This window comes from Telluria sp. ZT3P26 (genome assembly GCF_059686035.1).
Window position 1 is genome coordinate 864,663 of record NZ_JCASII010000001.1, and the last position, 24,432, is coordinate 889,094.

Annotated in this window: 18 protein-coding genes and 1 pseudogene; 9 read left to right on the forward strand and 10 right to left on the reverse strand. The window is 63.8% G+C overall.

The features are described 5' to 3' along the window. Positions 1–14: 14 nt before the first annotated feature. Genes AC56LN_RS03820 through AC56LN_RS03830 form a run of 3 tightly spaced genes read right to left on the reverse strand, consistent with a single transcriptional unit; the run spans position 15 to position 5,995 of the window. On the reverse strand, positions 15–1,463 hold the full coding sequence (locus AC56LN_RS03820; protein WP_499570023.1) for an efflux transporter outer membrane subunit: 1,449 nt from the start codon (positions 1,461–1,463) through the stop codon (positions 15–17). Next, positions 1,460–4,648 (reverse strand): efflux RND transporter permease subunit, encoded by a 3,189-nt coding sequence (locus AC56LN_RS03825; RefSeq protein WP_499570024.1) that lies wholly within the window; start codon positions 4,646–4,648, stop codon positions 1,460–1,462. Before AC56LN_RS03825 ends, AC56LN_RS03820 begins: the two co-directional genes overlap by 4 nt. A gap of 24 nt (positions 4,649–4,672) precedes the next feature. Then, positions 4,673–5,995: an efflux RND transporter periplasmic adaptor subunit gene (locus AC56LN_RS03830; RefSeq protein WP_499570025.1), complete on the reverse strand. Its 1,323-nt coding sequence runs from the start codon at positions 5,993–5,995 to the stop codon at positions 4,673–4,675. A 163-nt stretch (positions 5,996–6,158) separates the two neighbouring features. On the opposite strand from AC56LN_RS03830, the pseudogene AC56LN_RS03835 reads away from it, so the two are divergent. Together AC56LN_RS03835 and AC56LN_RS03840 are read left to right on the forward strand one after the other, a co-directional pair. Further along, a pseudogene (locus AC56LN_RS03835) lies at positions 6,159–6,284 on the forward strand (TetR family transcriptional regulator); the annotation flags it as partial. After that, entirely contained in the window at positions 6,285–6,776 is a 492-nt protein-coding gene (locus AC56LN_RS03840) for a TetR family transcriptional regulator C-terminal domain-containing protein (RefSeq protein WP_499570777.1), read from the forward strand. It begins immediately after the preceding pseudogene. A gap of 307 nt (positions 6,777–7,083) precedes the next feature. Here AC56LN_RS03840 and tal read toward each other — a convergent pair whose 3' ends face one another. The 5 genes from tal to AC56LN_RS03865 all read right to left on the reverse strand — a co-directional run bounded on the left by tal (position 7,084) and on the right by AC56LN_RS03865 (position 11,951). Next, the gene (gene tal / locus AC56LN_RS03845; RefSeq protein ID WP_499570026.1) at positions 7,084–8,013 is read right to left on the reverse strand and encodes a transaldolase; all 930 of its coding nucleotides are present in this window, start codon (positions 8,011–8,013) and stop codon (positions 7,084–7,086) included. A 19-nt stretch (positions 8,014–8,032) separates the two neighbouring features. Continuing rightward, complete coding sequence (locus AC56LN_RS03850) at positions 8,033–8,530, reverse strand: free L-methionine (R)-S-oxide reductase MsrC (protein ID WP_332531379.1); 498 nt, start codon at positions 8,528–8,530, stop codon at positions 8,033–8,035. 35 nt (positions 8,531–8,565) lie between these two features. Further along, positions 8,566–9,420 carry an SIS domain-containing protein gene (locus AC56LN_RS03855; protein WP_183555662.1) on the reverse strand — a complete coding sequence of 285 codons (855 nt, stop codon included), beginning with the start codon at positions 9,418–9,420 and terminating at the stop codon, positions 8,566–8,568. Between the two features lie 9 nt (positions 9,421–9,429). Continuing rightward, positions 9,430–10,899: a glucose-6-phosphate dehydrogenase gene (gene zwf, locus AC56LN_RS03860; RefSeq protein WP_499570027.1), complete on the reverse strand. Its 1,470-nt coding sequence runs from the start codon at positions 10,897–10,899 to the stop codon at positions 9,430–9,432. A gap of 140 nt (positions 10,900–11,039) precedes the next feature. Beyond that, positions 11,040–11,951: a LysR family transcriptional regulator gene (locus AC56LN_RS03865; RefSeq protein WP_499570029.1), complete on the reverse strand. Its 912-nt coding sequence runs from the start codon at positions 11,949–11,951 to the stop codon at positions 11,040–11,042. 151 nt (positions 11,952–12,102) lie between these two features. On the opposite strand from AC56LN_RS03865, the gene AC56LN_RS03870 reads away from it, so the two are divergent. The 3 genes from AC56LN_RS03870 (at position 12,103) to AC56LN_RS03880 (ending at position 17,156) form a co-directional block, all read left to right on the forward strand. Then, a complete protein-coding gene (locus AC56LN_RS03870; RefSeq protein WP_499570030.1) occupies positions 12,103–13,038 on the forward strand; it encodes an aromatic alcohol reductase in 936 nt (311 codons plus the stop codon). 143 nt (positions 13,039–13,181) lie between these two features. After that, complete coding sequence (locus AC56LN_RS03875; RefSeq protein ID WP_499570032.1) at positions 13,182–14,603, forward strand: methyl-accepting chemotaxis protein; 1,422 nt, start codon at positions 13,182–13,184, stop codon at positions 14,601–14,603. A gap of 144 nt (positions 14,604–14,747) precedes the next feature. Beyond that, entirely contained in the window at positions 14,748–17,156 is a 2,409-nt protein-coding gene (locus AC56LN_RS03880) for a TonB-dependent receptor plug domain-containing protein (protein ID WP_499570034.1), read from the forward strand. A gap of 18 nt (positions 17,157–17,174) precedes the next feature. On the opposite strand, the gene AC56LN_RS03885 is transcribed toward AC56LN_RS03880, so the two are convergent. Both AC56LN_RS03885 and pgi read right to left on the reverse strand, forming a co-directional pair. Next, positions 17,175–18,071: an SMP-30/gluconolactonase/LRE family protein gene (locus AC56LN_RS03885; RefSeq protein ID WP_499570035.1), complete on the reverse strand. Its 897-nt coding sequence runs from the start codon at positions 18,069–18,071 to the stop codon at positions 17,175–17,177. 24 nt (positions 18,072–18,095) lie between these two features. After that, positions 18,096–19,739 carry a glucose-6-phosphate isomerase gene (gene pgi, locus AC56LN_RS03890; protein ID WP_499570036.1) on the reverse strand — a complete coding sequence of 548 codons (1,644 nt, stop codon included), beginning with the start codon at positions 19,737–19,739 and terminating at the stop codon, positions 18,096–18,098. A 230-nt stretch (positions 19,740–19,969) separates the two neighbouring features. Between pgi and edd the strand changes: the two genes are divergently transcribed. From edd to AC56LN_RS03910, 4 genes are all read left to right on the forward strand, one after another. Beyond that, entirely contained in the window at positions 19,970–21,889 is a 1,920-nt protein-coding gene (edd, locus tag AC56LN_RS03895) for a phosphogluconate dehydratase (protein ID WP_499570037.1), read from the forward strand. Then, entirely contained in the window at positions 21,886–22,509 is a 624-nt protein-coding gene (gene eda / locus AC56LN_RS03900; protein WP_499570038.1) for a bifunctional 4-hydroxy-2-oxoglutarate aldolase/2-dehydro-3-deoxy-phosphogluconate aldolase, read from the forward strand. Before edd ends, eda begins: the two co-directional genes overlap by 4 nt. Before the next feature lie 20 nt (positions 22,510–22,529). Continuing rightward, positions 22,530–22,718 (forward strand): hypothetical protein, encoded by a 189-nt coding sequence (locus AC56LN_RS03905; RefSeq protein ID WP_499570039.1) that lies wholly within the window; start codon positions 22,530–22,532, stop codon positions 22,716–22,718. Between the two features lie 109 nt (positions 22,719–22,827). Beyond that, positions 22,828–24,204, forward strand: a complete 1,377-nt coding sequence (locus tag AC56LN_RS03910; RefSeq protein WP_499570041.1) for a DUF4062 domain-containing protein — start codon at positions 22,828–22,830, stop codon at positions 24,202–24,204. Positions 24,205–24,432 lie beyond the last annotated feature (228 nt).

Consider the following 24,432-nt stretch of genomic DNA (forward strand, 5'->3'; position numbering starts at 1 on the left):
CAGCAGCGTCGCATTTACCTCGCCGCCACCGGCGTCCCATCAGCCTGCGCCGCCGGTTCCACCCAACCACCGCCAAGCACGCGATACAACGCGACCTGGTTCTGCAAACGCAGCAGATTGGCCTGCACCGACAACTGCTGCGACTGGAACAGCGAACGCTGTGCATCGAGCAGGTCGAGCTGGCTGGCGGCGCCGCTGCGGAAGCGCAGGTCGGACAGGTTGAAGCGGTCGGCTTCGGCTTCGGTCACGGCTGCCTGCGCGCGCAGCTGTTCGCTGTACGTCGCCTGGCCAGCCAGGGCGTCCGCCACTTCGCGGAACGCGGTCTGGATCGATTGCTCGTAGCGCGCCACGGCGATGTCGCGCTGGGCACGGGCGGCGCCCAGCGTCGCGGTGTTGCGGCCGTAGTCGAAGATCGGCAAGATCGCCTGCGGTGCGAACGACCAGCCCCAGGTGCCGCTCTCGAACAGGCCCGACAGCTCGGTGCTGGCGCTGCCGGCGCTGCCCGTCAGCGAGATGCGCGGGAAGAAGTTCGCGCGCGCTGCGCCGATGTTGGCGTTGGCCGCGATCAGCTCTTGCTCGGCCGCACGGATGTCCGGGCGGTTGGCCAGCAGGTCCGATGGCAGGCCGGCTGGTAGGTCGGGCAGCTCGGTTTTGGCCAGCGTGGCGCCGGTCGAGACGTCGGCTGGCAGCGGCTGGCCGACCAGCAGCGTCAGCAGGTTGATGTCCTGGGCGCGGAAGCGCTGTTGCTGCGCCAGCGTGGCAAGGGCCGTTTCAACCAGCGAACGCGATTGCTGGATGTCCAGGCGCGATGCGACGCCGTTTTCGAAACGCAGCTGCGTCAGGCGGTCCGAATCCTGGCGCGTCTTGAGCGTGTCCTGCGTGATGCGCAGCAGCTCTTCGTCGGCCAGCAGTTGCAGGTAGGCGTTGGCGACCGACGCGATCAGGCTGATCTGCGTGGTCTTGCGCGCCTCTTCGGTGGCCAGGTATTGCGCCAGCGCGGCCTCGGACAGATTGCGCACCCGACCAAACAGGTCGAGTTCGAACGACGTGACCTGCAGGCCGGCCTGGTAGGTGCTTTCGATCGGCTGGTCTTCGCCCACGGTACGGCGGCTACCGCTGACGCCCAGGCCCACCGATGGCAGGCGATCGGCGCGCGTGATGCGGTATTGCGCACGTGCCTGCTCGATGTTGGCAATGGCGATGCGCAGGTCACGGTTGTTGACCAGTGCCTGGTCGATCAGCTGACGCAGACGCGGATCGGCAAAGAACTGCTGCCAGGCGACCGCGGCCGGCGCTTGGGCGATCACCGGGCTGGTCGATGCCGTGGCCGCCTGTGGCACGGCCGGGAAGGCGCTTGCCACCGGGGCAGCAGGGCGCTCATAGTCCGGCGCCAGCGACATGCAGCCGGCGAGTGCCATCGACAGCGCCAGTGGCGTGACGATCAGTTTGATGTGCTTGATCATGGTTGTTTCCCTTCTTCTGCTGCCTGGCGTTCCTGTTTTTCCAGGGCATGCTGTTTTTCCTGCGCGTGGGCGTACATCTTGTTCTGGCGTTCGCTGCCCTTGAAGAGCGTACGGATCACGACGAAGAACACCGGCACGAAGATCACGCCGAGCACGGTCGCCGTAATCATACCGCCCATCACGCCGGTACCGATGGCGCGTTGCGATGCCGAACCGGCGCCGCCTGCAAGTACCAGTGGCAGCACGCCCAGGATGAAGGCGAGCGAGGTCATGATGATCGGGCGGAAGCGCAGGTGGGCCGCTTCGAGCGCCGCGTCGAACGGTGACTTGCCTTCGGCTTGCAGGTCCTTGGCAAATTCGACGATCAGGATCGCGTTCTTCGCCGCCAGACCGATGATGGTGATCAGGCCGACCTTGAAGTAGACGTCGTTCGACAAGCCCCGCATATTGGCCGCCAGGAGCGAACCAAGAATACCCAGCGGTACCACCAGCAGCACGGCCACCGGGATGGTCCAGCTTTCATACAGCGCGGCCAGAGCCAGGAACACGGCCAGCAGTGCAAAGCCGATCAGGATGAACACGGTCGAACCCGACAGCAGTTCCTCGCGCGACTGGCCGGTCCACTCGTACGAGAAACCAGCCGGCAGGCGTTCTGCCAGACGCTGCATTTCGTCCAGCGCTTCGCCGCTCGAGTAACCTGGCGCGGCTTCACCGGTCAGTTTCATCGCCGGATAGCCGTTGTAGCGGTTGGTCTGCATCGGGCCGGTGGTCCATTCGGTCGTCGCGAACGACGACAGCGGCACCGGCTGGCCCTGGGTATTCATCGCGTTGATGCGCAGCAGGTCGTCCGGCTGCATGCGCTGTGGCGCATCGGCCTGCACGATCACGCGCTGCAGGCGGCCGGCGTTCGGGAAGTCGTTGACGTACGACGAACCCATCGACGTCGACAGCGCCGTATTGATCGCGGCGAAGCTCACGCCCAGGGCTTGCGCCTTGTCGCGGTTGATGTTCAGCTTGAGCTGCGGCGCATCTTCCAGGCCTTCCGGACGCATGCCCGTCAGGATCTTGCTCTGCGACGCCATGCCCAGCATCTGGTTACGCGCGGCCAGCAGGGCAGCGTGGCCGTTGCCGGCACGATCCTGGAGGCGGAACGAGAAGCCGGTGCCGGTACCCAGTTCCGGGATCGGCGGCGGGCTCACCACGAAGATGAACGAGTCGCGCAGCGCGCCCATGTGGCCCATGATGCGTCCTGCGAACGATTGCGCGTCCTGGCCATCACCCTTGCGCTCGTCCCACGCTTTCATCGGGATGAACGCCAGACCCATGTTCTGGCCCTGGCCCGAGAACGAGAAGCCGGTCAGGGCCACGATGTTCGCCGTTTCCGGCTGCTTCATCACGAACTCTTCCATTGCACGCATGACGGCGCCGGTACGTTCGGCCGTCGCGCCTGGCGGCAGCTGGACGTTGGCGATCACATAGCCCTGGTCTTCGTTCGGCAGGAACGAATTCGGCAGGCGCGTGAACATCACGCCGACCACGACGACCAGCACGGCAAACACGACCATCCAGCGGCCGGCACGCCGCATCAGGGCGCCGACAAAACCTTCGTATTTCTTGGCGCCGGTGGTGAACTTGCGGTTGAACCAGCCGAAGAAGCCCTTCTTGTCATTGTGGTGACCGGCTTCGACGGGTTTCAACAGGTGCGCGCACAGCGCCGGGGTCAGCGACAGCGCCAGGAACGCCGAGAAGGCAATCGAGGTGACCATGACCACCGAGAACTGGCGGTAGATGTTGCCGACCGCGCCGGCGAAGAAGGCCAGCGGCACGAACACGGCGATCAGGACCACGGTCACGCCGATGATGGCGCCCGAAATCTGGCCCATCGCCTTGCGTGTTGCTTCGAGCGGCGGCAGACCTTCTTCGCTCATGATGCGTTCGACGTTCTCGACCACCACAATGGCATCATCGACGACGATACCAATCACCAGCACCATGCCGAACATGGTCAGCACGTTGATCGAGAAGCCCATCGCCAGCAGGCAGGCGAACGAGCCCAGCAGTGCGATTGGCACCACGATGGTCGGGATCAGCGTATAGCGGAAGTTCTGCAGGAACAGGTACATCACCAGGAACACCAGCACGATCGCTTCGATCAGCGTGTGGACCACTTGCTCGATCGAGATCGAGATGAAGGTGGTCGAATCGTAAGGGATCGAGTACTTCACGCCGGCCGGGAACAGCTTCTGCAGTTCGGCCATGCGGGCCTTGATCAGATCGGCGGTTTCCAGGGCGTTACCGGATGGTGCCAGCTGCACGCCGATACCGGCCGATGGCTTGCCGTTCAGGCGCGCCGAGGTGGCATACGACTGGCCGCCGACTTCGATGCGGGCGACGTCCTTCAGGCGCACGGTCGAGCCGTCCTGGTTGGCGCGCAGCACGATATTGCCGAACTGTTCGACGTTCGACAACTGGCCGGTGACGATGACGGTGGCGCTGATCTGCTGGCCTTGCGCGATCGGCAGATCGCCGATCGTGCCCGATGCGACCTGGGCATTCTGCTGCGAGATCGCGCTCGTGACGTCGGCCGGCGACAGGTTAAAGCCGACCAGCTTGGTCGGGTCGATCCAGATCCGCATGGCCTTCTCGGTACCGAACAGCTGGGCCTGGCCAACGCCGGTAATACGCTGGATTTCAGGCAGCACATTGCGCGAAGCGTAGTCGCCCAGCGCAATATTGTCCATCTTCGGATCGTCCGACGACAGGATCGTAAACAGCAGGAAGTTCGAGCGCGACTTGTCGACGCGCACACCTTGCTGCGTCACCGCCGGCGGCAGGCGCGGGGTCGCGCGCGACAGGCGGTTCTGGACGTCAACCTGGGCCAGTTCCGGATCAGTGCCGGTCTCGAAGGAAATGGTAATCGAGCCAGTGCCGTTGGCCTGGCTGGTCGATTCCATGTAGATCATGCCCTGGGCACCGTTCATCTCGCGTTCGATAATCGAGATGACGGAATCCTCCAGAGTCTGCGCCGACGCACCCGGGTAGGTGACGTTGACGACGATCGCGGGTGGCGCCACGGATGGGTATTGGGCGATCGGCAACTGCTTGATCGCAACAGTACCCAGCACCATGATGAACAGCGCGATCACCCATGCAAAAATTGGGCGGTCAATAAAAAAACGTGCCATTGAAAAGTCCTGTTCGTTTTATTCTTAGCGGCTGCTGTTGGCCGGGGTCGTTGCACCCGCTGCCGGCGAACCGGAATTCGGGGTGCGCGCACCGGGAGCATTCGCGCCGGCGGCGGCCTGGGCGCCGGCAGCGTTCGGCTGGGCAGCCGGGGCACCAGCCTGGGCCGGGGCCTGGGCGGCGACCGGGGTCCATGGCACTGGCTTGACCGGGGTGCCTGGCGGCAGCATCTGCAGCTTCTGGAAGCCGTCGACCATCACTTGTTCGCCTTCTTTCAGGCCGTCGGTGACGATCCAGCTCTCGCCTTGCTGCGAAGCGATCTTGACGGTGCGGGACACTGGCTTGTTGTCGGCGCCGATGACCATCACGGTATCGCCGTTCTGGCCGCCACGGGTGACCGCTTGCTGCGGCACCAGGATGCCGCGCGTTTCCGACTGCGACAGGCGCACGCGTGCGTACTGGCCCGGGAGCAGGGCGTTGTCCGGATTGTCGATGGCGGCGCGCAGCGTGACCTGGCCGCTCGTTTCGTCGACAGTCACGTCCGAGAACAGCAGCTTGCCCTTGCGCGGCAACACGGTACCGTCGTCGAGCACGACCGTGACCGGCAGCTCGGCATCGATCCTGCCGCCGGCCTGCTTGCGCAGGCGCTGCAGGTCGTTCGCCGACTGGGTGATGTTCAGGTACATGCGGTCGGTCTGCTGGATCAGGGCCAGCTCGGTCGACTGGGTTGCCGAGACCAGCGCACCTTCGGTGACCAGCGAACGGCCGATGCGGCCGGAAATCGGTGCGTTGACGTTGGTGTAGCCCAAATTGATCTGCGCCACACGGACCTGCGCGCGGGCTGCGGCCACTTCGGCCTCACCCTGGCGTTGCGCCGCGACGGCGTTGTCGAATTCCTGCTTGCTGACGGCAGCGGCTTCGACCAGTGGCTTGTAGCGATCGGCAATCGACTTGGCCGCCACCAGATTGGCCTGGGCGCGCGCCAGGTCAGCCTGGGCGGAAGCGACCTGGGCCTGGTACGGCGCAGCGTCGATCTGGTACAGCGCCTGGCCCTGCTTGACCATGCTGCCCTCGGTGAACAGGCGTTTCTGGACATTGCCATCGACGCGGGCACGAACCTGGGCGGTACGGATGGCCTCGACGCGGGCTGGCAGCTCGGTCTGCAATGCGACGGTTTCGATCTTGGTGGTGATGACACCAGCCTGGACGGCGGGAGCTTGCTGGCCGCCTGGGGCGGCGCCGGCTGGTGCTGCATCTTTCTTGCCGCAGGCGGACAACAGAACCAGGGCTGCCAGAGTGGCGGCAGCGACCCGGGTCAGGGACGGGGACGAGGATTGGGCAGGGCGCATTACGTGTGCTTCCTTCTAGTTAGTAACGCGTTGATGCCACACACCGCTCAGGAAAACATGGCGAAGGGTGAGATCAACACTGGCTTTTGCAAATAGTTTTATATACTATCACGACTGTATGTAAAATGTTTGCCCCCTTGTAATTTTGGAGTAACCCCCGAATATGGTCCGCAGGACGAAAGAAGAAGCCGCCGCAACACGCGATAGCATCCTTGACGCAGCAGAAATTTTGTTCGCAAAACATGGCGTTTCGAGAACAACTTTACAGCATATTGCTACCGCAGCGGGCGTGACACGCGGGGCGATTTATTGGCATTTTGTCGACAAGGGCGCCGTGTTCAGCGCCATGATGGAGCGCGCCACGATGCCGATGGATGCCGCCGTCAAGCTGGCCGGCGAGCGCGCGCCCACCGACCCGCTGCAAAGCCTGCGCGACGAAATGATGGCGGTGCTGCAGATCGTGGAGGGTGACGAGAAAGCACGCCGCGTATTCGAAATCGCGACGCTTAAGACCGAATTTACCGACGAAGTCGATTCGGCCCGTGCGCACAAGCGCGAATCGGTAGCGCGCTGGCGCGGCCGCTTGCAGGATCAGTTCGCACAAGCCAAGGCCGAGGGCACCTTGCCGGCCAGCGTCGATCCGCGCAACGCATCGATGTGCATGTGGGTCATGCTCGACGGGCTGATCCGCAACTGGATTTTCGAGCCGGGGGCATTCGAACTGGTTGACCTGGGCGCTGAACTGATCGACACCTACATCGCCGGCTTGCGAACCCGCTAACCCTGGCTATCCAAATGAAACAGCGGGGGTCAGGTCTGACATTCGGACACGACCTCGACAGTTTGAAGAAGAAGCGGGGGTCAGGTCTGACATTCGGACACGAGCTGGACAGTCCGGTCAGCCGGAACTAGCTGGCAGCGGGCCATGCCAATACCAAGTGAGACAACATTGGGAGTTGCTAAGGCTGAGGCCGTGTCTGAATGTCAGACCTGACCCCGGCTGTGCCGGCTGTGCGGCTGTGTTGGAAGTGGCTAAGGCTGAGGTCGTGTCCGAATGTCAGACCTGACCCCAGCTGTGTTCACCGTGTTTAACGCATGCCTTCGATCATTACCTTCAGCTTGATCGAATCGGCCACGAAGGCGCGGATGCCTTCGGCCAGCTTTTCGGTTGCCATTGCATCTTCATTGAGCATGAAGCGGAACGTTTTTTCGTCGATCGCGATCTTCTCGATATTCGCGCTGTCGTCCTTGACCAGCTTGCGCTCGAACGGCGCGTCGCTGTCGGCCAGCTTTTGCAGCAGGTCCGGCGAGATCGTCAGCAGGTCGCAACCGGCCAGTTCCAGGATCTGCGACGTGTTGCGGAAGCTGGCGCCCATCACTTCGGTGGCGTAGCCGAACTTGCGGTAGTACTGGTAGATGCCCTTGACCGACTGCACGCCCGGATCGTCGGCGCCCTGGTAATCGATGCCGGTCGACTTCTTGTACCAGTCGTAGATGCGGCCGACGAACGGCGAAATCAGCTTGACGCCCGCTTCGGCGCAGGCCACCGCCTGGCACAGCGAGAACAGCAGCGTCAGGTTGCAGTGGATGCCGTCTTTTTCCAGGATCTCGGCGGCGCGGATGCCTTCCCAGGTCGAGGCGATCTTGATCAGCACGCGCTCGCGCGACACGCCGGCCGCTTCGTACAGCGCGATCAGTTCGCGGCCCTTGGCCACCGTGGCCTCGGTATCGAACGACAGCGCGGCATCGATCTCGGTCGAAACGCGGCCCGGCACGAACTTGAGGATCTCCACGCCAAAGGCGATCAACAGGCTGTCGATGATGCCGTCGATCGATGCGTCGGGTGCGTTGGCAATGGCTTTTTCGAGCAGTGGACGGTATTCCGGCTTTTGCACGGCTTTCAGGATCAGCGACGGGTTGGTGGTCGCGTCTTGCGGCGTGTACGCCTTGATCGACTGGAAGTCGCCGGTGTCGGCAACGACGGTGGTGAATTGCTTGAGCTGTTCGAGTTGGTTCATGGTGGTCTCTTGAATAGGCTTAGAAATCGGTGCCCGCGACAAACGCGGCCAGCATGGCTTCAAGGCCGGCGCGGTCTTCGTCGCTGAAGCGCTCGAGCTTCGGGCTGTCGATATCGAACACGCCGATCAGCCGGTCGTCCTTGAGCACAGGGATCACGATCTCGGAGGCCGACGCCGAATCGCAGGCGATATGGCCGGGGAATGCATGCACGTCGGCGACGACGATGGTCTCGCGCTTGACGGCGGTGGCGCCGCACACGCCGCGCCCGAACGGGATGCGCGCGCAGGCGGGCTTGCCCTGGAACGGGCCGACCAGCAGGTCGTTGCCTTCGCCTTTTTTGGACGGCACGGTGAAGTAGAAGCCAGCCCAGTTCAGGTCGGCGATGGTGTCGTAGACGAGGGCCGAGAACTGCGACGCATTGGCCGTCAGGTCGCGTTCACCTTCGAGGATGCTCGTGACCTGGCGGACCAGCAGGTCGTAATCGGGGCGGTCGCTGCGTTCTGGATTGATGTGCATGGCGTTGCCATTCGGCGGTCAATAAAAAAACTATTTTAGCCGATGAACGAATCGAACTGCATGTCGAACTCCTGCAGCGCCTTCTGCGCGTTCTGCATTTTCTTGCGAAACTCCGGCCCGCGCCGCAGCGCCAGGCCCACCGCCAGCACGTCGATCACGACCAGGTAGGCCAGGCGCGCCGAGATCGGCGTGTACGGGTCGGTCGCGAATACCAGGTCGATCGGGATCAGGAGCGTGGCCATCTCGGCCAGCGGCGTGCCCGATGGCGCCAGCACGATCACCTGCGCGCCGCCCGCCTTGGCCAGCTTGGCCGAACGGGTCAGCGCCGGGTTGTTGCCGCGCTGCGAAATGGCGACCACGGCATCGCCTTCGCGCAGCAGGGCCGCGGCGATCGAGTGGATCGCCGGGTCGGTATAGGCCACCGTCGGCACGCCCGAGCGGAAGAACTTGTGCTGCGCATCGGCCGCCACGAAGCCGGACGTGCCCTGGCCGTAGAACTCGATCTTGTTGGCGCGCGCGAGGATCTCGAGCGCCTGCTGGACCAACTCCGGCTTGAGGTTGTTGCGCAGGTCGAGCAGCGTGTTGATCGAGCGGCTGCAGATCTTGTTGATCAGGTCCGACGCCAGGTCGTCCTGGTGCGGCGCCTCGTTGGCGCCGGGCAGGGCCAGCGCCAGGCCTTGCGCCAGCTTCAGCTTGAACTCGTGCCAGCCGTCGTAACCGAGCGTGCGGCAAAAGCGCACGACGGTCGGTTCCGACACGCCCGCGTTGCGCGCGAGCGCCGTGATGTTCTGGCTCACGGTGCCTGATGGCGCCGCCAGCACCGCGAGCGCCACCTTGCGCTCCGATTTGGAGAGCGTGTCGAGCTGGGTGCGGATCGAGTCGAGCAGCATGGGTCAGCCTTAGTCTTCGGGCAGCGATTCTTCGCGCCACTGCAAGCCGTCGCGTCCGATCAGGGCGCTGGCCGCAGCCGGGCCCCAGGTGCCGGACGTGTACGGGGCGGGTGAGGAGTCGTCCTGTTCCCAGTGTTCCAGGATCGGCTCGACCCATTCCCACGCCGCTTCCAGCTCGTCGCCGCGCATGAATAGCGTGAGCTGCCCGCGCAGCACGTCGAGCAGCAGGCGCTCGTACGCTTCCATGCGCGGCGACGTGAACTGCTCGCGGAAATCGAGTTCGAGTTCGGCCTGTTTCAGGCGCATCGAGTCGCCCGGCGTCTTGGCCATCAGGTTCATCGACAGCCCTTCGTCGGGCTGCAGGCGAATCACCAGGCTGTTGGGCTGGAAGCTCGACGTCGGCTGGTTGAAGATCGAATGCGGGATCGGCTTGAAGCGCACGACGATTTCGGCCAGGCGGTCGGACATGCGCTTGCCGGTGCGCAGATAGAACGGCACGCCGGCCCAGCGCCAGGTGTCGATTTCGGCCTTCATCGCCACGAAGGTCTCGGTGCGCGAACTCTTTGGCGCATCCGGTTCGTCGCGGTAGCCCGGCACCGGCTGGCCGTCGATGTAGCCCGAGCGGTACTGGCCGCGCACGATATTGTGCGTCAGCGTCGTCGGCGTGAAGCGCTTCAGTGAGCGCAGCACCTGCAGCTTGGCGTCGCGCACGGCGTCCGGCGCGATCGAGGCCGGCGGCTCCATCGCCACGATGCACAGCAGCTGCAGCAGGTGGTTCTGCAGCATGTCGCGCAGCGCGCCCGAGTTGTCGTAGTAGCCCATGCGGTTGCCCACGCCGATCTTCTCGGCGATGGTGATCTGCACATCCGAAATCCATTCGCGGCGCCACAGCGGCTCGAACAGGATGTTCCCGAAGCGCAGGGCCAGCAGGTTCTGCACGGTCTCCTTGCCCAGGTAGTGGTCGATCCGGTAGATCTGCGATTCGGCGAAGACCTTGCCCACGTCCAGGTTGATCTGCTTGGCCGAGGCCAGGTCGCGGCCCAGCGGTTTTTCGAGCACCACGCGCGAATTGGGCGTGGCCAGGCCCGTTGCGGCCAGGTTATCGCAAATCTTGGCGAAGATCTGCGGCGGCGTGGCCAGGTAGTACACGCGAGTGAGCGACGTGTCGGCGCGCAGGGCGGCGACCAGATCGCCGTAGGTGCCGGCATCGGTGGCGTTCAGTGCCACATAGGTGATGCGGCCCAGGAACTTGTCCCAGTTAGCGCCAGATGGCGCTTCCTTGATGTGCGGCTTGGAGTTGGTCTCGACCATGTGCAGGAATTCTTCCTGCGTGGCGTCGTCACGCCCGACGCAGATGATGCGGGCGCTGGCCGGCAGGTCGCCGGCCACGTCGCGCGCGAACATGGCAGGCAACAGCTTGCGCATCGCAAGGTCGCCACTGCCGCCAAAGAATACGAGGTCGAAATCGGGAATCGCCATGATGGGTCGGATCTGCGTCAGTAAAAGGGTTTTGTAAATTTACTACATAATTTATGCGGGATCAAGAAAATCTACTACGTTCGCGCCCTGTGACGATCTATGGTGCCATATTCGCCGCGCGCGCAGCGCAAGCCGGCGTGTCACCCGCGAGGCAGGGGCACATGCCAGGTACTTTGCTGTGCGTGCACCTGCTGGCCCAGCCAGTCGGCGAACGCGCGCACGGTCGAGGCCAGGTGCCGGTCCTGCGGATAGATCAGCGACAGCGGAACGGGTGGGCCCTGGACTGCCGGCAGGACCCGCACCAGGCGGCCAGCGTTCAGGTGCGGCAACGCCACGTAGCTGGCGACCCGGATCAGCCCCAGCCCTTCCAGGCCGCAGCCCAGATAGGCGTCGGTATCGTTGACGATGAGCCGCGTGCCGGCCGCAATGGTGCGCCCGGCGCCATCGACCGTGAAGCGCCAGTCGGTCGCGCGGCCGGTGGCGGCGGACTGGTAACCGACGATGTCATGCGCATCGAGCGCATCGAGCGAGTGCGGCGTGCCGCAGCGCGCCAGGTACTCGGGCGAGGCACAGGTGATCCAGTCGAAGCTGCCGAGATGGCGCGCCACCAGCAGTGCCGATGACGCCGGCGTGCCGGCCCGCACCACGCAATCGACGCCTTCCTGGACCAGTTCGACCGGACGGTCGCCCAGCGTCAGGGTCAGGTCGATGGCCGGGTACCGGGTCTGGAATTCTCGCAGGACCGGCAGCACGACGGCCCGTGCGAACGACGATGTCATGTCGACGCGCAGCAGCCCGCGCGGTGCGACCGTGCCGTCCGACAGGGCTGCCTCGACCCTTTCGATGTCGCTCAGGATGCGCTGGCAGTGGTCGTAATACAGGCTGCCGTCCGGCGTGACGTGCAGGGTGCGCGTCGTGCGCTGCAGCAGCCGCACGCCCAGGGACGCCTCGAGTTCCTGGATCGCGCGGCTGACCGTGGAACGCGGCACCGCCAGGATAGTGGCGGCACCGGCAAAACTGCGTGCTTCGACGACGCGTGAAAAAATCTGCATTGCCCGTAACTTGTCCATCGATCCTGCCTCGCTGATCTGCCTGATCCGTCGATTATCCCACCCATCGCAATTCTGAAATGCCGGCGGGCGGGCTTACGCGCAGAAGGGCGGGTGGCCATACTCCACGCCATTCACCAAGACAGGAACTCACATGACAAACCACGACAATCCGATCACTCTGCCTCACACGCTGGTGCTTGGCGCCGGTGAACTCGGCATGGCCATCCTGCGCCATCTGGCGCCGCGCCAGAAGGCTGCGGGGCGCGCGCTGGCCGTTCTGGTCACGCCCGGCTCGATCGCCGCCCCGACCCCGCAGCAGCGGCAGGATCACGCCGCATTGCACGCGCTGGATGTCTCCCTGGTGCCGTTCGACCTGGCAGAGCGCAGCGACGAAGACCTCATCGCCTTGCTGCGCCCGTTCGACACCGTCATCAACTGTACCGGCTTCGTCGCCGGCCCGGGTACCCAGCTGCGGCTGACCCGGGCGGTGGTGGCCGCTGGCGTGCGGCGGCATATTCCATGGCAGTTCGGGGTCGATTACGACATCGTCGGCAAGGGCAGTGGCCAGCCCGTATTCGACGAGCAGTTCGACGTGCGCGGCATGCTGCGCGGGCAGGACCGGACCGAGTGGATCATCATCTCGACCGGCATGTTCACCAGTTTCCTGTTCGAGAAGACCGCCGGCATCGTCGACCTGGATGCAGGCATCGTGCGCGGCCTGGGGAGCTGGGCCACGCAGGTGACGGTCACCACGCCCGATGACATCGGCCGGTGTACCGCCGCAGTCCTGTTCGAGGTGCCCCGCGTCGCGAATCAGGTCGTGTATCTGGCCAGCGATACGGTCTCGTACGGGCAACTGGCGGACATCGTCGAGCGCGTGACGGGGCGCAGCGTCGAGCGTACCCTGCTGACGCAGGAAGCGCTGCGGGCCGGTCTCGCCGCACAGCCGGACGATGCCACGGCGCGCTACCGCCTCGCCTTCGCGCGCGGTGACGGGATGGCCTGGAGCAAAGAAAGCGCTTACAACGCGCAGCGCGGTATTCCGACTTCGGACATTCGCACCTGGCTCACGCAGCACATGGCGTGAGTGACGCGCCTGTCGCGTCGTGCCGACAGTCGGCGCGCTGGCATCCATGACGGATGACAGCCCCGTCAAATGGGGCTATAGTTTCCTCAAGTAAATACCGCAGCCATTCGAGCGGCGGGGACGCGGGAGACATGATGGGCTGGATGCAACATCTGGGACAGGCACTGTCGCCGTTCGGCGGCCGGGCCGTGGGTGGCAGCGTGCGCGCGCTGGTGGTCAAGGCGCGCGATGGCAGCATCCGCACGGCGATCAACGCCGCGCGCCTGCGCAAGGAAGTCGACCAGGCACAGGCCCAGGCCGCGTGCCAGCACCAGGCGGCCGGCGCGCTGGCCGCCGCGGCGCGCGAAGTCACCGAGCTGTCGGCCGACGTCAACGCCGGTACGCTGCGCATCGCTGACACTGCCGCGCGCAACCTGCACACGGCGCGCGAATCGATGGATGAACTGACGCGCCTCGAAGCGCGCATGCGCACCATCGAGGCGCAGGTGCACGGCTTTTCGGACACCGTCTCGCAACTCGTCGGGCACCTGCACGAGATCGGCGAATTCGGCACCGTCATCGAGAACGTCGCCAACCAGACCAATCTGCTGGCGATCAATGCCGCGATCGAAGCGGCGCGCGCCGGCCCGGCCGGGCGCGGGTTCGCCGTGGTGGCCTCCGAAGTGCGGCGCCTGTCGCAGGTGGTCAACGCCGAAGCCGTGAAGATCGCCGCCGCCAGTGGCGCGATGCGCGGGCTGGTCGCATCGACCTCCAGCGCGACCGCCGATATCCTCGAGGGCGTGAACGTCTCGGCGCGCGAAGCCGGCAGCGCTGCGAGTCACCTGACGACATTCGTGGCCGATTTCGAGCGCATGACCGCGACCGTGGACCAGATGGCACTGGCGATGCAGTCGCTCGACGGCGTCAACCAGCAGATCGGTGCGCGCGTCGGCGAAGTGGCGAGCAATGCGTCCGGTGCGGCGGCAACGATGCAGGATGCGTCGCGCCGGGTCGACGAGGTGCGCCTGGCAACCGAGGATCTGCAAGGCGTGCTCGCGGGGTTTCGCACTGGCGGCACGCCATTTGACGCGCTGGTCGATGCAACCACCGTGCTGCGCGACGAGGTGCTGGCCTGCTTGCGCCGCCACGCCGAGGGCGGCGCCAATGTGTTCGACCAGAGTTACCAGCCGATCGCGCAGTCCGATCCGCCGCGCTTTACCACGTCCTACGACCGCATCGTCGAGCGCGACCTGCAGGTGCTGTTCGACCGCGTGCTGACCGATTTGCCGGGCGCGGCCTACGCGCTGGCCGTGGACAATCGCGGCTTCGCGCCGACCCACAACACCAAGTTCTCGCGCCCGCCCAACGGGCAGCGCGCGCACGACCTGGTGTATTGCCGCAACAAGCGGATCTTCGACGACCCGGTGGGCATCCGGCTGGCGAAGAACCGCGAGCCGTTCCTGCTGCAGACCTACCTGCGCGATACGGGTGAGGTGATCAACGATCTGTCGATGCCGGTCATCCTCGACGGGAAGCACTGGGGCGCGGTGCGGATCGGCTACGATTCGGCCCGCATGATGGGCTGAGCGGGACGCCTGTTCCTATCTGCCGGTTCAAGATATAAGCATAGGCAAAATCGATATTGGCAGCGCAATTGGAGGCCTGTTAAGCTTCGCGTCCCTTCGGCGGTCGAGGTACCGCCGTCACCGACCAGAAGAAGAGAAGCCCCCATGAGCTGCAAGCACCATCACGCCAATCCGCATCGCGCGGTCCTGATCCTAAGCCTGATCGCAACGCTGGCCCCGACCGCCGCGCTGGCCCAGGAAACGCCGCCAGCGGCGCCCGCCGCCCAGGACCTGCAGACGATCGTCGTCACCGGCACCCGTTCCCTCAACCGTCGCACGCTCGATTCGGAGTCGCCCGTCGACGTCATCGGCAACAAGGAACTGCTCAGCACCGGCTCGGGCGAGCTGGCCACCGTGCTGTCGCGCCTGCTGCCATCGATGAATTTCCCGCGCCCGAGCGGCGCCGACGCCAGCGACGCGGTGCGTCCGGCGCAGCTGCGCGGCCTCTCGCCGGACCAGACCCTGGTGCTGGTCAACGGCAAGCGCCGCCACACATCGGCCGTCGTCAACGTCAACGGCACGCTGGGCCGCGGCTCGGCCCCGGTCGACCTGAATGCGATTCCACTCGCGGCGATCGAGCGCATCGAAGTGCTGCGCGACGGCGCCGCAGCCCAATACGGCTCGGACGCCATCGCCGGCGTGGTCAATATCATCCTCAAGCGCGGCGCCAAGGGCGGCGAAGCGGAAGTGGTGTATGGCCAGTATGACGCCGGTGATGGCGAGCAGGGTACCGTGCGCGGCTCGGCCGGCTTCAACCTGGGCCAGGATGGCTGGGTGCGCATCGCCGTCGAAGCGGCCGAGCGCAACGCCACCAACCGCTCGTTCGCCGACCCGCGCCCGTCCGCGGGCCCACGCCAGGGCCTGATCACCCAGCGCTACGGTGACCCGGACAGCCGCCCGCGCACGCTGTTCGTCAACAGCGAAGTGCGAATCAACGACGACATCGACTGGTACGCCTTTGCGAGCTACGGCGAGCGCGACACCTCGTCGGCGGCGACCTTCCGCACCGCGTTCACGGACAACAGCCGCACCACGCTGCGTTCGCCCCTGTATCCGGAAGGCTTCCAGCCGCTGCTGGGCAGCACCTCGGTCGATGCCTCGATCGTGACGGGCCTGCGCGGCGTGGCCGCCGGCTGGCGCTGGGATGCGAGCCTGAACCACGGCCGCAACCGCTTCACGCTGGACGTCAACGACACGGTCAACTACAGCCTGGGCGCGGCCAGCCCGACCAGCTTCTATGCGGGCGAACTGACCTCGAAGCAAAGTCTGGCCAACCTGGACGTGGCGCGCGAGATTCCCGTGTCGTTCATGAGCGGTCCGCTGACGGTGGCCCTGGGTCTGGAAGCGCGCCATGAATCCTACGAGATCGGCGCGGGTGAAGCCGGTTCGTACTTCGGTTCCGGCGCCCAGGGCTATTCGGGCTTCCGGCCCGAGAACGCGGGCGAAAACACCCGCAACAACAAGTCGGTGTACCTGAACCTGGAAGGCGACATTACGAGCGCATTGTCGGGCGCCCTGGCGCTGCGCCATGAACGCTACAGCGATTTCGGCAGCACGAACTCGGCCAAGGCATCGGCGCGCTATGCGTTCACGCCGACCTTCGCGCTGCGCGGCACGGCATCGAACGGTTTCCGCGCACCGTCGCTGGCCCAGTCGTTCTACACGATCACTACCACCAACACGCTGCTCGTGAACGGCACCAGCGCGCTGGTGGAAACGGGCACGTTCCCGGTCGGCAGCACCGCCGCCCGTGCGCTGGGCGCGCAGCCGCTCAAGGCCGAAAAGGCGCGCAACCTGAGCATCGGCGCGCAGTGGCAGCCAAATCGCAACTGGACCACGACGGTCGACCTGTACCGCATCGATATCGACGACCGCATCGTGTTTTCGTCGAACCTGCAGCTGGCCAACGCACCGGCGCTGTCACGCGCGCTCGCGGCCCAGGGTGTGTTCGTCGGCGCCGCGCGCTACTTCACCAATGCGGTCGACACGCGTACCAAGGGTGTTGACGTGGTCAGCACGTACCGCCTGAACTTCGCGCAGGGCGCGCGCGCCGATCTGACGCTGGCCTACAACCATAACGACAACGAGGTGCAGGGTGTGGCGGCGTCGCCGGCCGTGCTGTCGGGGCAGGGACTGTCGCTGGTGGACCGCCAGAGCATCAACCGCCTGACGGTCGGCTCGCCGAAGGACAAGCTTGGTCTGACGGGGGACTTTACGCAGGGTGCGTGGAATGCGCGCGCCGTCGTGACGCGTTACGGCGAATTCACGGTGCCGCAGAACGATCCGGCGCTGGACCAGAACTACGACCCGCAGTGGGTGCTTGATCTGGCAGCAAGCGTGCGCCTGAACCAGTGGCGCCTGACGGCCGGCATCGACAACGTGACCAACCGCTATCCTGCGCAGGTCACGTCGCGGGCCAACCTGAACGTGAACGGCACCCAGCCATACAGCGTGTGGGCGCCAAACGGCTTCAATGGCCGCTACTTCTATGTGAAGGCCGGCTACACCTGGTAAGCAGGTGCGGGCCCGGGTTCAAATAGCGTACTCGGGCTCTTCGCGACCGGCGACATCCAGTCGCACCGACAGCACCTTGCCGGTGTGCGGATACTGCGCGATCTCTTCGCTCGACCGACCGTGGCTGGCGCTGGTGATGTACAGGGTGCGCAGGTCGGGCCCGCCGAAGCAGACCGACGTCGGGCAGCGCACCGGCAATTTAATCTCGCGCAGGATCTCGCCGCTTGGCGAGATGCGCAGCACGCGTCCGCCTTCGAACATCGCCACCCAGTACATGCCCTCGGCGTCCATCGTCGCACCATCGGGCCGGCCGCCGTAGTCCGGCGCCGTCTTATCAGTCGGGAAGGTGAGGATCGTGCGGCGGTTGCTGTGCTCACCGGTGGCCACATCGAAGTCGTAGCAGTCGATGCGGTGCGTGGTGGTGTCGGCGTGGAACATCGTGCGGCCATCCAGGCTCCAGGCCAGGCCGTTTGAGTTGGTCATGCCGCCACGCCAGGCGCAGCGCAGGTTGTCGCGATCGAGCACGTACATCTCGGCGGCCGGCTGGTCGCGCGGCTCGTACATGGTGCCGATCCAGAAGCGGCCTGCCGGGTCGACGCGGCCATCGTTGAAACGCACCTTCGACGGATCGTACGGCGCGTCGGCGATCGGGGTCTCCGCACCGTCGGTCGTGTTCAGGCGCAGCAGGCGCTCGCGCGTGGCCACGACCAGAAAATTGTTGTCGTCGATGGCCAGCGCCGACGGGTTCGAGCCCATCTTCCATGAGCTGAATTTACCGCTTGCTGCGTGCAGGCGGTTGACGGTCAGACCCTCGATATCGACCCAATACAGGGCCGATTCGACTTCGTGCCAGATTGCCGATTCACCCACCAGCATTGGCACATCGTGTACCACTTCAAATTTTTCGGTTGCCATAGTCTCGGGATCAAAGGTTCGGGATCAGACGGCGGCTTTCGCGCGCGCGATCAACCCATTGGTGGAACTGTCGTGCAGGTTGGGCACCGGCTCGCCCGCCAGTTCGGCCTCGATCTTCTTGGCCAATACCTTGCCCAGCTCGACGCCCCACTGGTCAAAACTGTTCACGTCCCACAGCACGCCCTGGACGAACGTCTTGTGCTCGTACAGCGCGATCAGGGCGCCCAGCGTGGTGGGCGTCAGGCGCTCCATCAGGATGGTGTTGCTCGGGCGGTTGCCGGGGAAGGTCTTGTGCGGCGTGAGACGCTCGACCTCGTCCGCCGGCAAGCCTTGCGCCGTCAGGTCGGTGCGCACTTCGTCGGCGGTCTTGCCCTTCATGAAGGCTTCCGACTGCGCGAAGCAGTTTGCCAGCAGGGCAGTGTGGTGGTGGTCCATCTCGTGCGCCGGGCGCAGGGCCGCGATGAAGTCCATCGGCGTCACGTCGGTGCCCTGGTGCAGCAGCTGGAAGTAGGCGTGCTGGCCGTTGGTGCCGCACTCGCCCCAGATCGCCGGGCAGGTTGGCGTGTCCACTGGCTGGCCGTCGCGCGTGACGCGCTTGCCGTTGCTTTCCATGTCGAGCTGCTGCAGGTAGGCCGGGAAGCGGTTCAGGTCCTGGTGGTACGGCGCGATCGAGACCGAGCTGCACTCGAGGAACTGGCGGTTCCAGAAGCCGATCAGGCCCAGGAGCGCCGGCAGGTTCTGCTCGAGCGGCGCAGTGCGGAAGTGTTCATCCAGTTCGTGTGCGCCGGCCAGGAAGTCCTTGAAGTAGCCGAAGCCCACGGCCAGTGCGACCGGCAGCCCGATCGCCGACCACACCGAATAGCGCCCGCCAACCCAGTCCCAGAACGGGAACATATTGGCCGGGTCGATGCCGAAGGCTTTGATTGCCTCGGTATTGGTCGATGCGGCGACGAAGTGCTTCGCCAGGGCCTCTTCAGGCGCGTGCGCCAGGAACCAGCGGCGCGCGGTCTGCGCGTTCATCATCGTCTCGGTGGTGGTGAAGGTCTTGGAAGCGACGATGAAGAGCGTCGTTTCGGGATCGACCTGGCCCAGGGCGGCGTCCATGTCGTGGCCATCGACGTTCGAGACAAAGTGCATGCGCAGGCGCGGATGCGCATAGTGGCGCAGGGCCAGCACGACCATCTTCGGCCCAAGGTCCGAACCGCCGATGCCGATATTGACGATGTCCGTGATCGGCTTGCCGGTGTGGCCGAGCCATTCGCCGCTGCGCACCGCATCGGTGAAGGTCTTGATGCGATCGAGCACGGCGTGGATGTCGGCGTTGATGTCCACGCCGTCGACGACGTGCGATGCACCGCGCGGGGCGCGCAGGGCGGTGTGCAGCACGGCGCGGCCTTCGGTGTTGTTGATGCGCGCGCCCAGGAACATTGCATCGCGCCGCGCTTCAACACCGCGCTCGCGCGCCAGCTGCATCAGCAGTTCAAGCGTGCGCCCGTCGAGGCGATTTTTTGAATAGTCTAGGAACAGGCCTGCAGCCTCATCGCTGAAACGCTCGAAGCGCTGCGGGTCGGCGGCAAACAGATCACGCATCTGCCACGTGGTGGCGATGTCGGCGTGCTGGGCGAGAGCCTGGAAGCTGGCGGTACTGGTCAGGGATGGCTGGCGCATGGGGTCCTGGGTGCGTGGCACAATGTTGTCGTTAACAGATTATCGAATAATACAATTCTTTGCGCGTAAATTCACTACATAAAAGCGCGTGTGCGTCAACAGGATACCGACTTGCGGCCTTTTGCGCGGCACCTTTTTACGCGCATCCTTACAGCATCGGGGGTAGTCAAAGATCACAGCACCCCGATTTGTAGTAAAATTTCAGATACTAAATTCAGGAAGGAACGAACATGGCGCTCCACCCCGTAGTCGAACAGGTTACCAATCGCATCATCCAGCGCAGCGGCCCGTCGCGCGCAGCCTATCTGGCGCACCTCGAGGCCGCCCGCATCCAGGGCGTGCAGCGCGGCGCGCTGTCGTGCACGAACCTCGCCCACGGGTTCGCCGCGTTCCCGGCCAACGACAAACTGAAGCTGCGTGAAGTCAAGCAGCCGTCGGTGGCCATCGTTTCTTCCTACAACGACATGCTGTCGGCGCACCAGCCGTTCGAGAGCTATCCGAAGATCATCAAGGATGCCGTGCGCGAGATCGGCGCCGTGGCCCAGTTTGCCGGCGGCGTGCCCGCCATGTGCGATGGCGTCACGCAGGGCCAGCCGGGCATGGAACTGTCGCTGTTCTCGCGCGACACCATCGCGATGGCCACGGCCGTCGGCCTGTCGCACAATATGTTCGACGCCAGCCTGTATCTGGGCATCTGCGACAAGATCGTGCCGGGCCTGTTGATCGGCGCGCTGCACTTCGGCCACATCCCGGGCATCTTCGTGCCGGGCGGCCCGATGACGTCGGGCCTATCGAACAAAGAGAAGGCGCGCGTGCGCCAGCTCTACGCGCAGGGCAAGGCCACGCGCGAAGAACTGATGGAATGCGAAGCCGCGTCGTACCACGACGCCGGCACCTGCACCTTCTACGGCACCGCCAACAGCAACCAGATGCTGATGGAAGTCATGGGCCTGCACCTGCCGGGCGCCGCGTTCATCACGCCGGGCACCGAGCTGCGCGACGCGCTGACCAAGAGCGCAGCGCGCCAGGCAGTGGCGATCTCGCAGCAGGGCGGCACCTACATGCCGATCGGCCGCATCGTCGACGAGAAGTGCATCGTCAACGCCATCGCCGCGCTGCATGCGACGGGCGGTTCCACCAACCACACGCTGCACCTGGTGGCGATCGCACGCGCGGCCGGCATCGTGATCGACTGGGACGACTTCGACCAGCTGTCGAAGGTCGTGCCGCTGCTCACCCGCATCTACCCGAACGGCGAAGCGGACGTGAACCACTTCCAGGCCGCCGGCGGCCCGGGCTTCATCATCCGCGAATTGCTGGATGCTGGCCTCGCGCACGAAGACGTCAACACGGTGCTGGGCCACGGCCTGCGCGCCCACTGCAAGGAGCCGTTCCTGGGCGAAGATGGCAAGACCATCTGGCGCGACACGCCGGCCCAGAGCGGCGACGAAACCGTGCTGCGCCCGGCATCGAATCCGTTCAGCAACAACGGCGGCATGGTGCTGGTGCAGGGCAACCTGGGCCGCGCCGTGATGAAGATCTCGGCCGTCAAGCACGACTACCACGTGATCGAAGCACCGGCGATCACGTTCGATTCGCAGGAAGATTTCATGGGCGCCTACAAGGCCGGCCAGCTCAATCGCGATTTCGTGGCGGTGGTGCGCTTCCAGGGCCCGCGCGCCAACGGCATGCCGGAACTGCACGCGCTGACGCCAGCGCTGTCGAACCTGCAGGATGCCGGCTTCAAGGTGGCGATGGTCACCGACGGCCGCATGTCGGGCGCGTCGGGCAAGGTGCCGGCCGCGATCCACGTGTCGCCCGAAATCCTGGCCGGCGGCCCGCTGGGCCTCGTGCGCGACGGCGACATCATCCGCGTCGATGCCACCACCGGCACGCTGCAGGCGCTGGTGCCGGCCGAAGAATGGGCTGCGCGCAAGCAGGCCACGACCGACCTGAGCAAGAGCCACATCGGCATGGGCCGCGAACTGTTTACGATGTTCCGCGCCTCGATCAGCGCCGCGGAGCAGGGCGCGGCGACGTTCCCGCTGCCGTCGCCGATCCCCACCATCGTGCCGCTGCACGAAGGCCTGGACGCCAATGAGGTCGTGCCGGGTTCAGACGAAGACTTTCTCTTTAGGACGCAGAAATGACCTTACTTGAAATTATGCGCTCGGCGAGCGTGATCCCTGTCATCGCCATCGACAATCCGGCGCACGCCGTCCCATTGGCGAAGGCGCTGGTTGCCGGCGGCATCCGCGTGCTCGAAGTCACGCTGCGCACGGAGCACGGCCTGGGCGCGATCCGCGCGATGAGCGAAGTCGAAGGCGCCATCGTCGGCGTCGGCACCCTGACGTCGCCCGAAGAATTCGTCGCCTCGCGTGACGCCGGCGCCGTTTTTGGTGTCTCGCCGGGCCTGACGCCAGCGCTGATCGCCGCCGCCAAATCGAGCGGCCTGCCGCTGCTGCCGGGCGTCATGACGCCATCGGAAGTAATGGCCGCGCGCGAAGCGGGCTTCCGCCAGGTCAAGCTGTTCCCGGCCATGCAGGCAGGCGGCGTTGGTATGCTCAATGCGATCCGCGGCCCGCTGTCGGACATGACGTTCTGCCCGACCGGCGGCATCACGATCGAGACCGCACCGGCCTTCCTGGCCTGCAAGAACGTCGCCTGCGTGGGCGGTTCGTGGCTCACGCCAAAGGACGCGATCGAGGCCGGCGACTGGGCCCACATCACCGCGCTGGCCAAAGCCGCCGCGGCGCTGCGCGCCAGCTGACCGGCGGCGGGCGACGCATCGTGCGCTCGTACTTTCGCCCCTTGAGCGAAGGCGAAATCAGGTTGGCGTCGCTGCTGTTCGGCGACGCCATCGATGTCACCCGCGTGCGGATCCACAACCGCCGCTACATGCCGTTCCAGCCACGGAACTGCTGCATGACGCCGAATGGCAGCATGTATTTTCACCATTCCTGTTTTCTCCCCGACTAGGGTTCGCCATTGAGCATAGTTAATTGAACACAGTTTCATTATTTACCGGGTTGAATGGGCAAGTCACGGTGCACTATTAATAGTAAATATAAACACAAGGTTAATTGTCATGAGGACTAACAATGCACGTCAGCGTATCTATCAGTTTGGAGCCTCGACACTAACTCTTCGGTTTGGTGACATTACTGAAGCTGATGCGGATGTTATCGTTAGTTCTGATGATTGCTACATCAGTATGGGAGGTGGCGTCTCTGCATCGATACGTGCCGCTGGCGGCAACGCAATAGCGTTGGACGCGTCGAAAAAGGTGCCCGTTGAAGTTGGTGACGTTGTTGTGACTACTGCAGGATCATTGTCCGCTCAGTATGTTTTTCATGCAATTACGATTGGACGTGATCACCTTGCGCTTCCTCCGGAAAAAACAGTAAAGCTTGCAATCGCACGGTGTATGCGCCTCCTAAACGATCTGAAATTAAATTCAATTGCATTCCCTGCAATAGGTGCTGGTGTCGCAGGCTTTTCGTACGAATCCGTGGCGGCGGTGATGGCAGAGACCATTGAGGAAGAATTGCTAAAACTGGAGAAGCCTGCTCGCGTAACGATTTACCTGTTTGATCGTTTCGGTCGAATGAACGACCTTGAATTTGTTAATTTCTTTGAGGAGTTCGCAGCTCGTGTACCAAAGTTTTCCCGGCATCAGACTGTGGAGAGTGAGTACGGGAGTGAACCCGTGAAAAATTGCCAAGACTTGATAAGCAAGACTCAGGACGACTTGAAACGTGAGCGTGTACATCATCTGAGGCGCCTGCTGGCGCAATTGGAGGAGCATAGAGCGAAATTAGAGTTGCAACTTATCGCGGCACTGTCGAATCCGTCTCAGAAAAAGGGAGTCAATAGCGCGCTGAAAAGCAATCAAGAGCTACGCTTGCAATACATGACTGAACTCCAGACACTCAGCAGCAGTGAGGCAAACAAACCGCTTGCTAGTGATCCGGTTTGGAAGCCTAAAATTGTTTTCGTCAGTTCCACATATATTGACATGGAGGCTGCACGCACTGCGGTCAGAGACGCATTGTTGAGATCCGATCTGTTTTTCCGTGGCATGGAGCACTTTGGTGCGACGCCAAATGTGATGCCACCCGCTAAAGTGATTGTGGACGAGGTGAGAAAGGCTGACGTTTATTTAGGAATTTTCGGCATGAGATACGGTAGCGTAGATCCGGTAACCGGCCTGTCAATGACTGAGCTGGAATTTCGTGAGGCAGAAGCGCAGCTCAAGCCGATGTTGCTTTATGTAATTGATACCTCTGCCGCAGTCCCTGTCGCTCATATCGAACAGAATCCAAAAAGCTTCGCAAAATTGAATGAACTAAAGGATCATATTTGCTCAAATCACTTAGTGTACAAGTTCAAAAGTACTGAAGACTTGGCTCGTCAGGTTTATGTTGACCTGCAGAAGTTAAAGGAAGCTCCGGTCAAGCCATGAGGGTCACGTAGTTTTGTCCTACTGATTTTTTCGAGGAACGTGATCTCACTTTTGCAACAGAAGCAATATTGCGTGTCGCAGACTTGAAGCCATTGCAGCAATGGTCTCTCTTGTGAAAATCGGTGAGGTACCAAGAAATCGGCAAAATAACATGCACAATTTGCTGAGGCGAAGCGAATTTTATTTTTCTTTATGGAAATATTCCTCAATGGTAGCAATATGATTTTG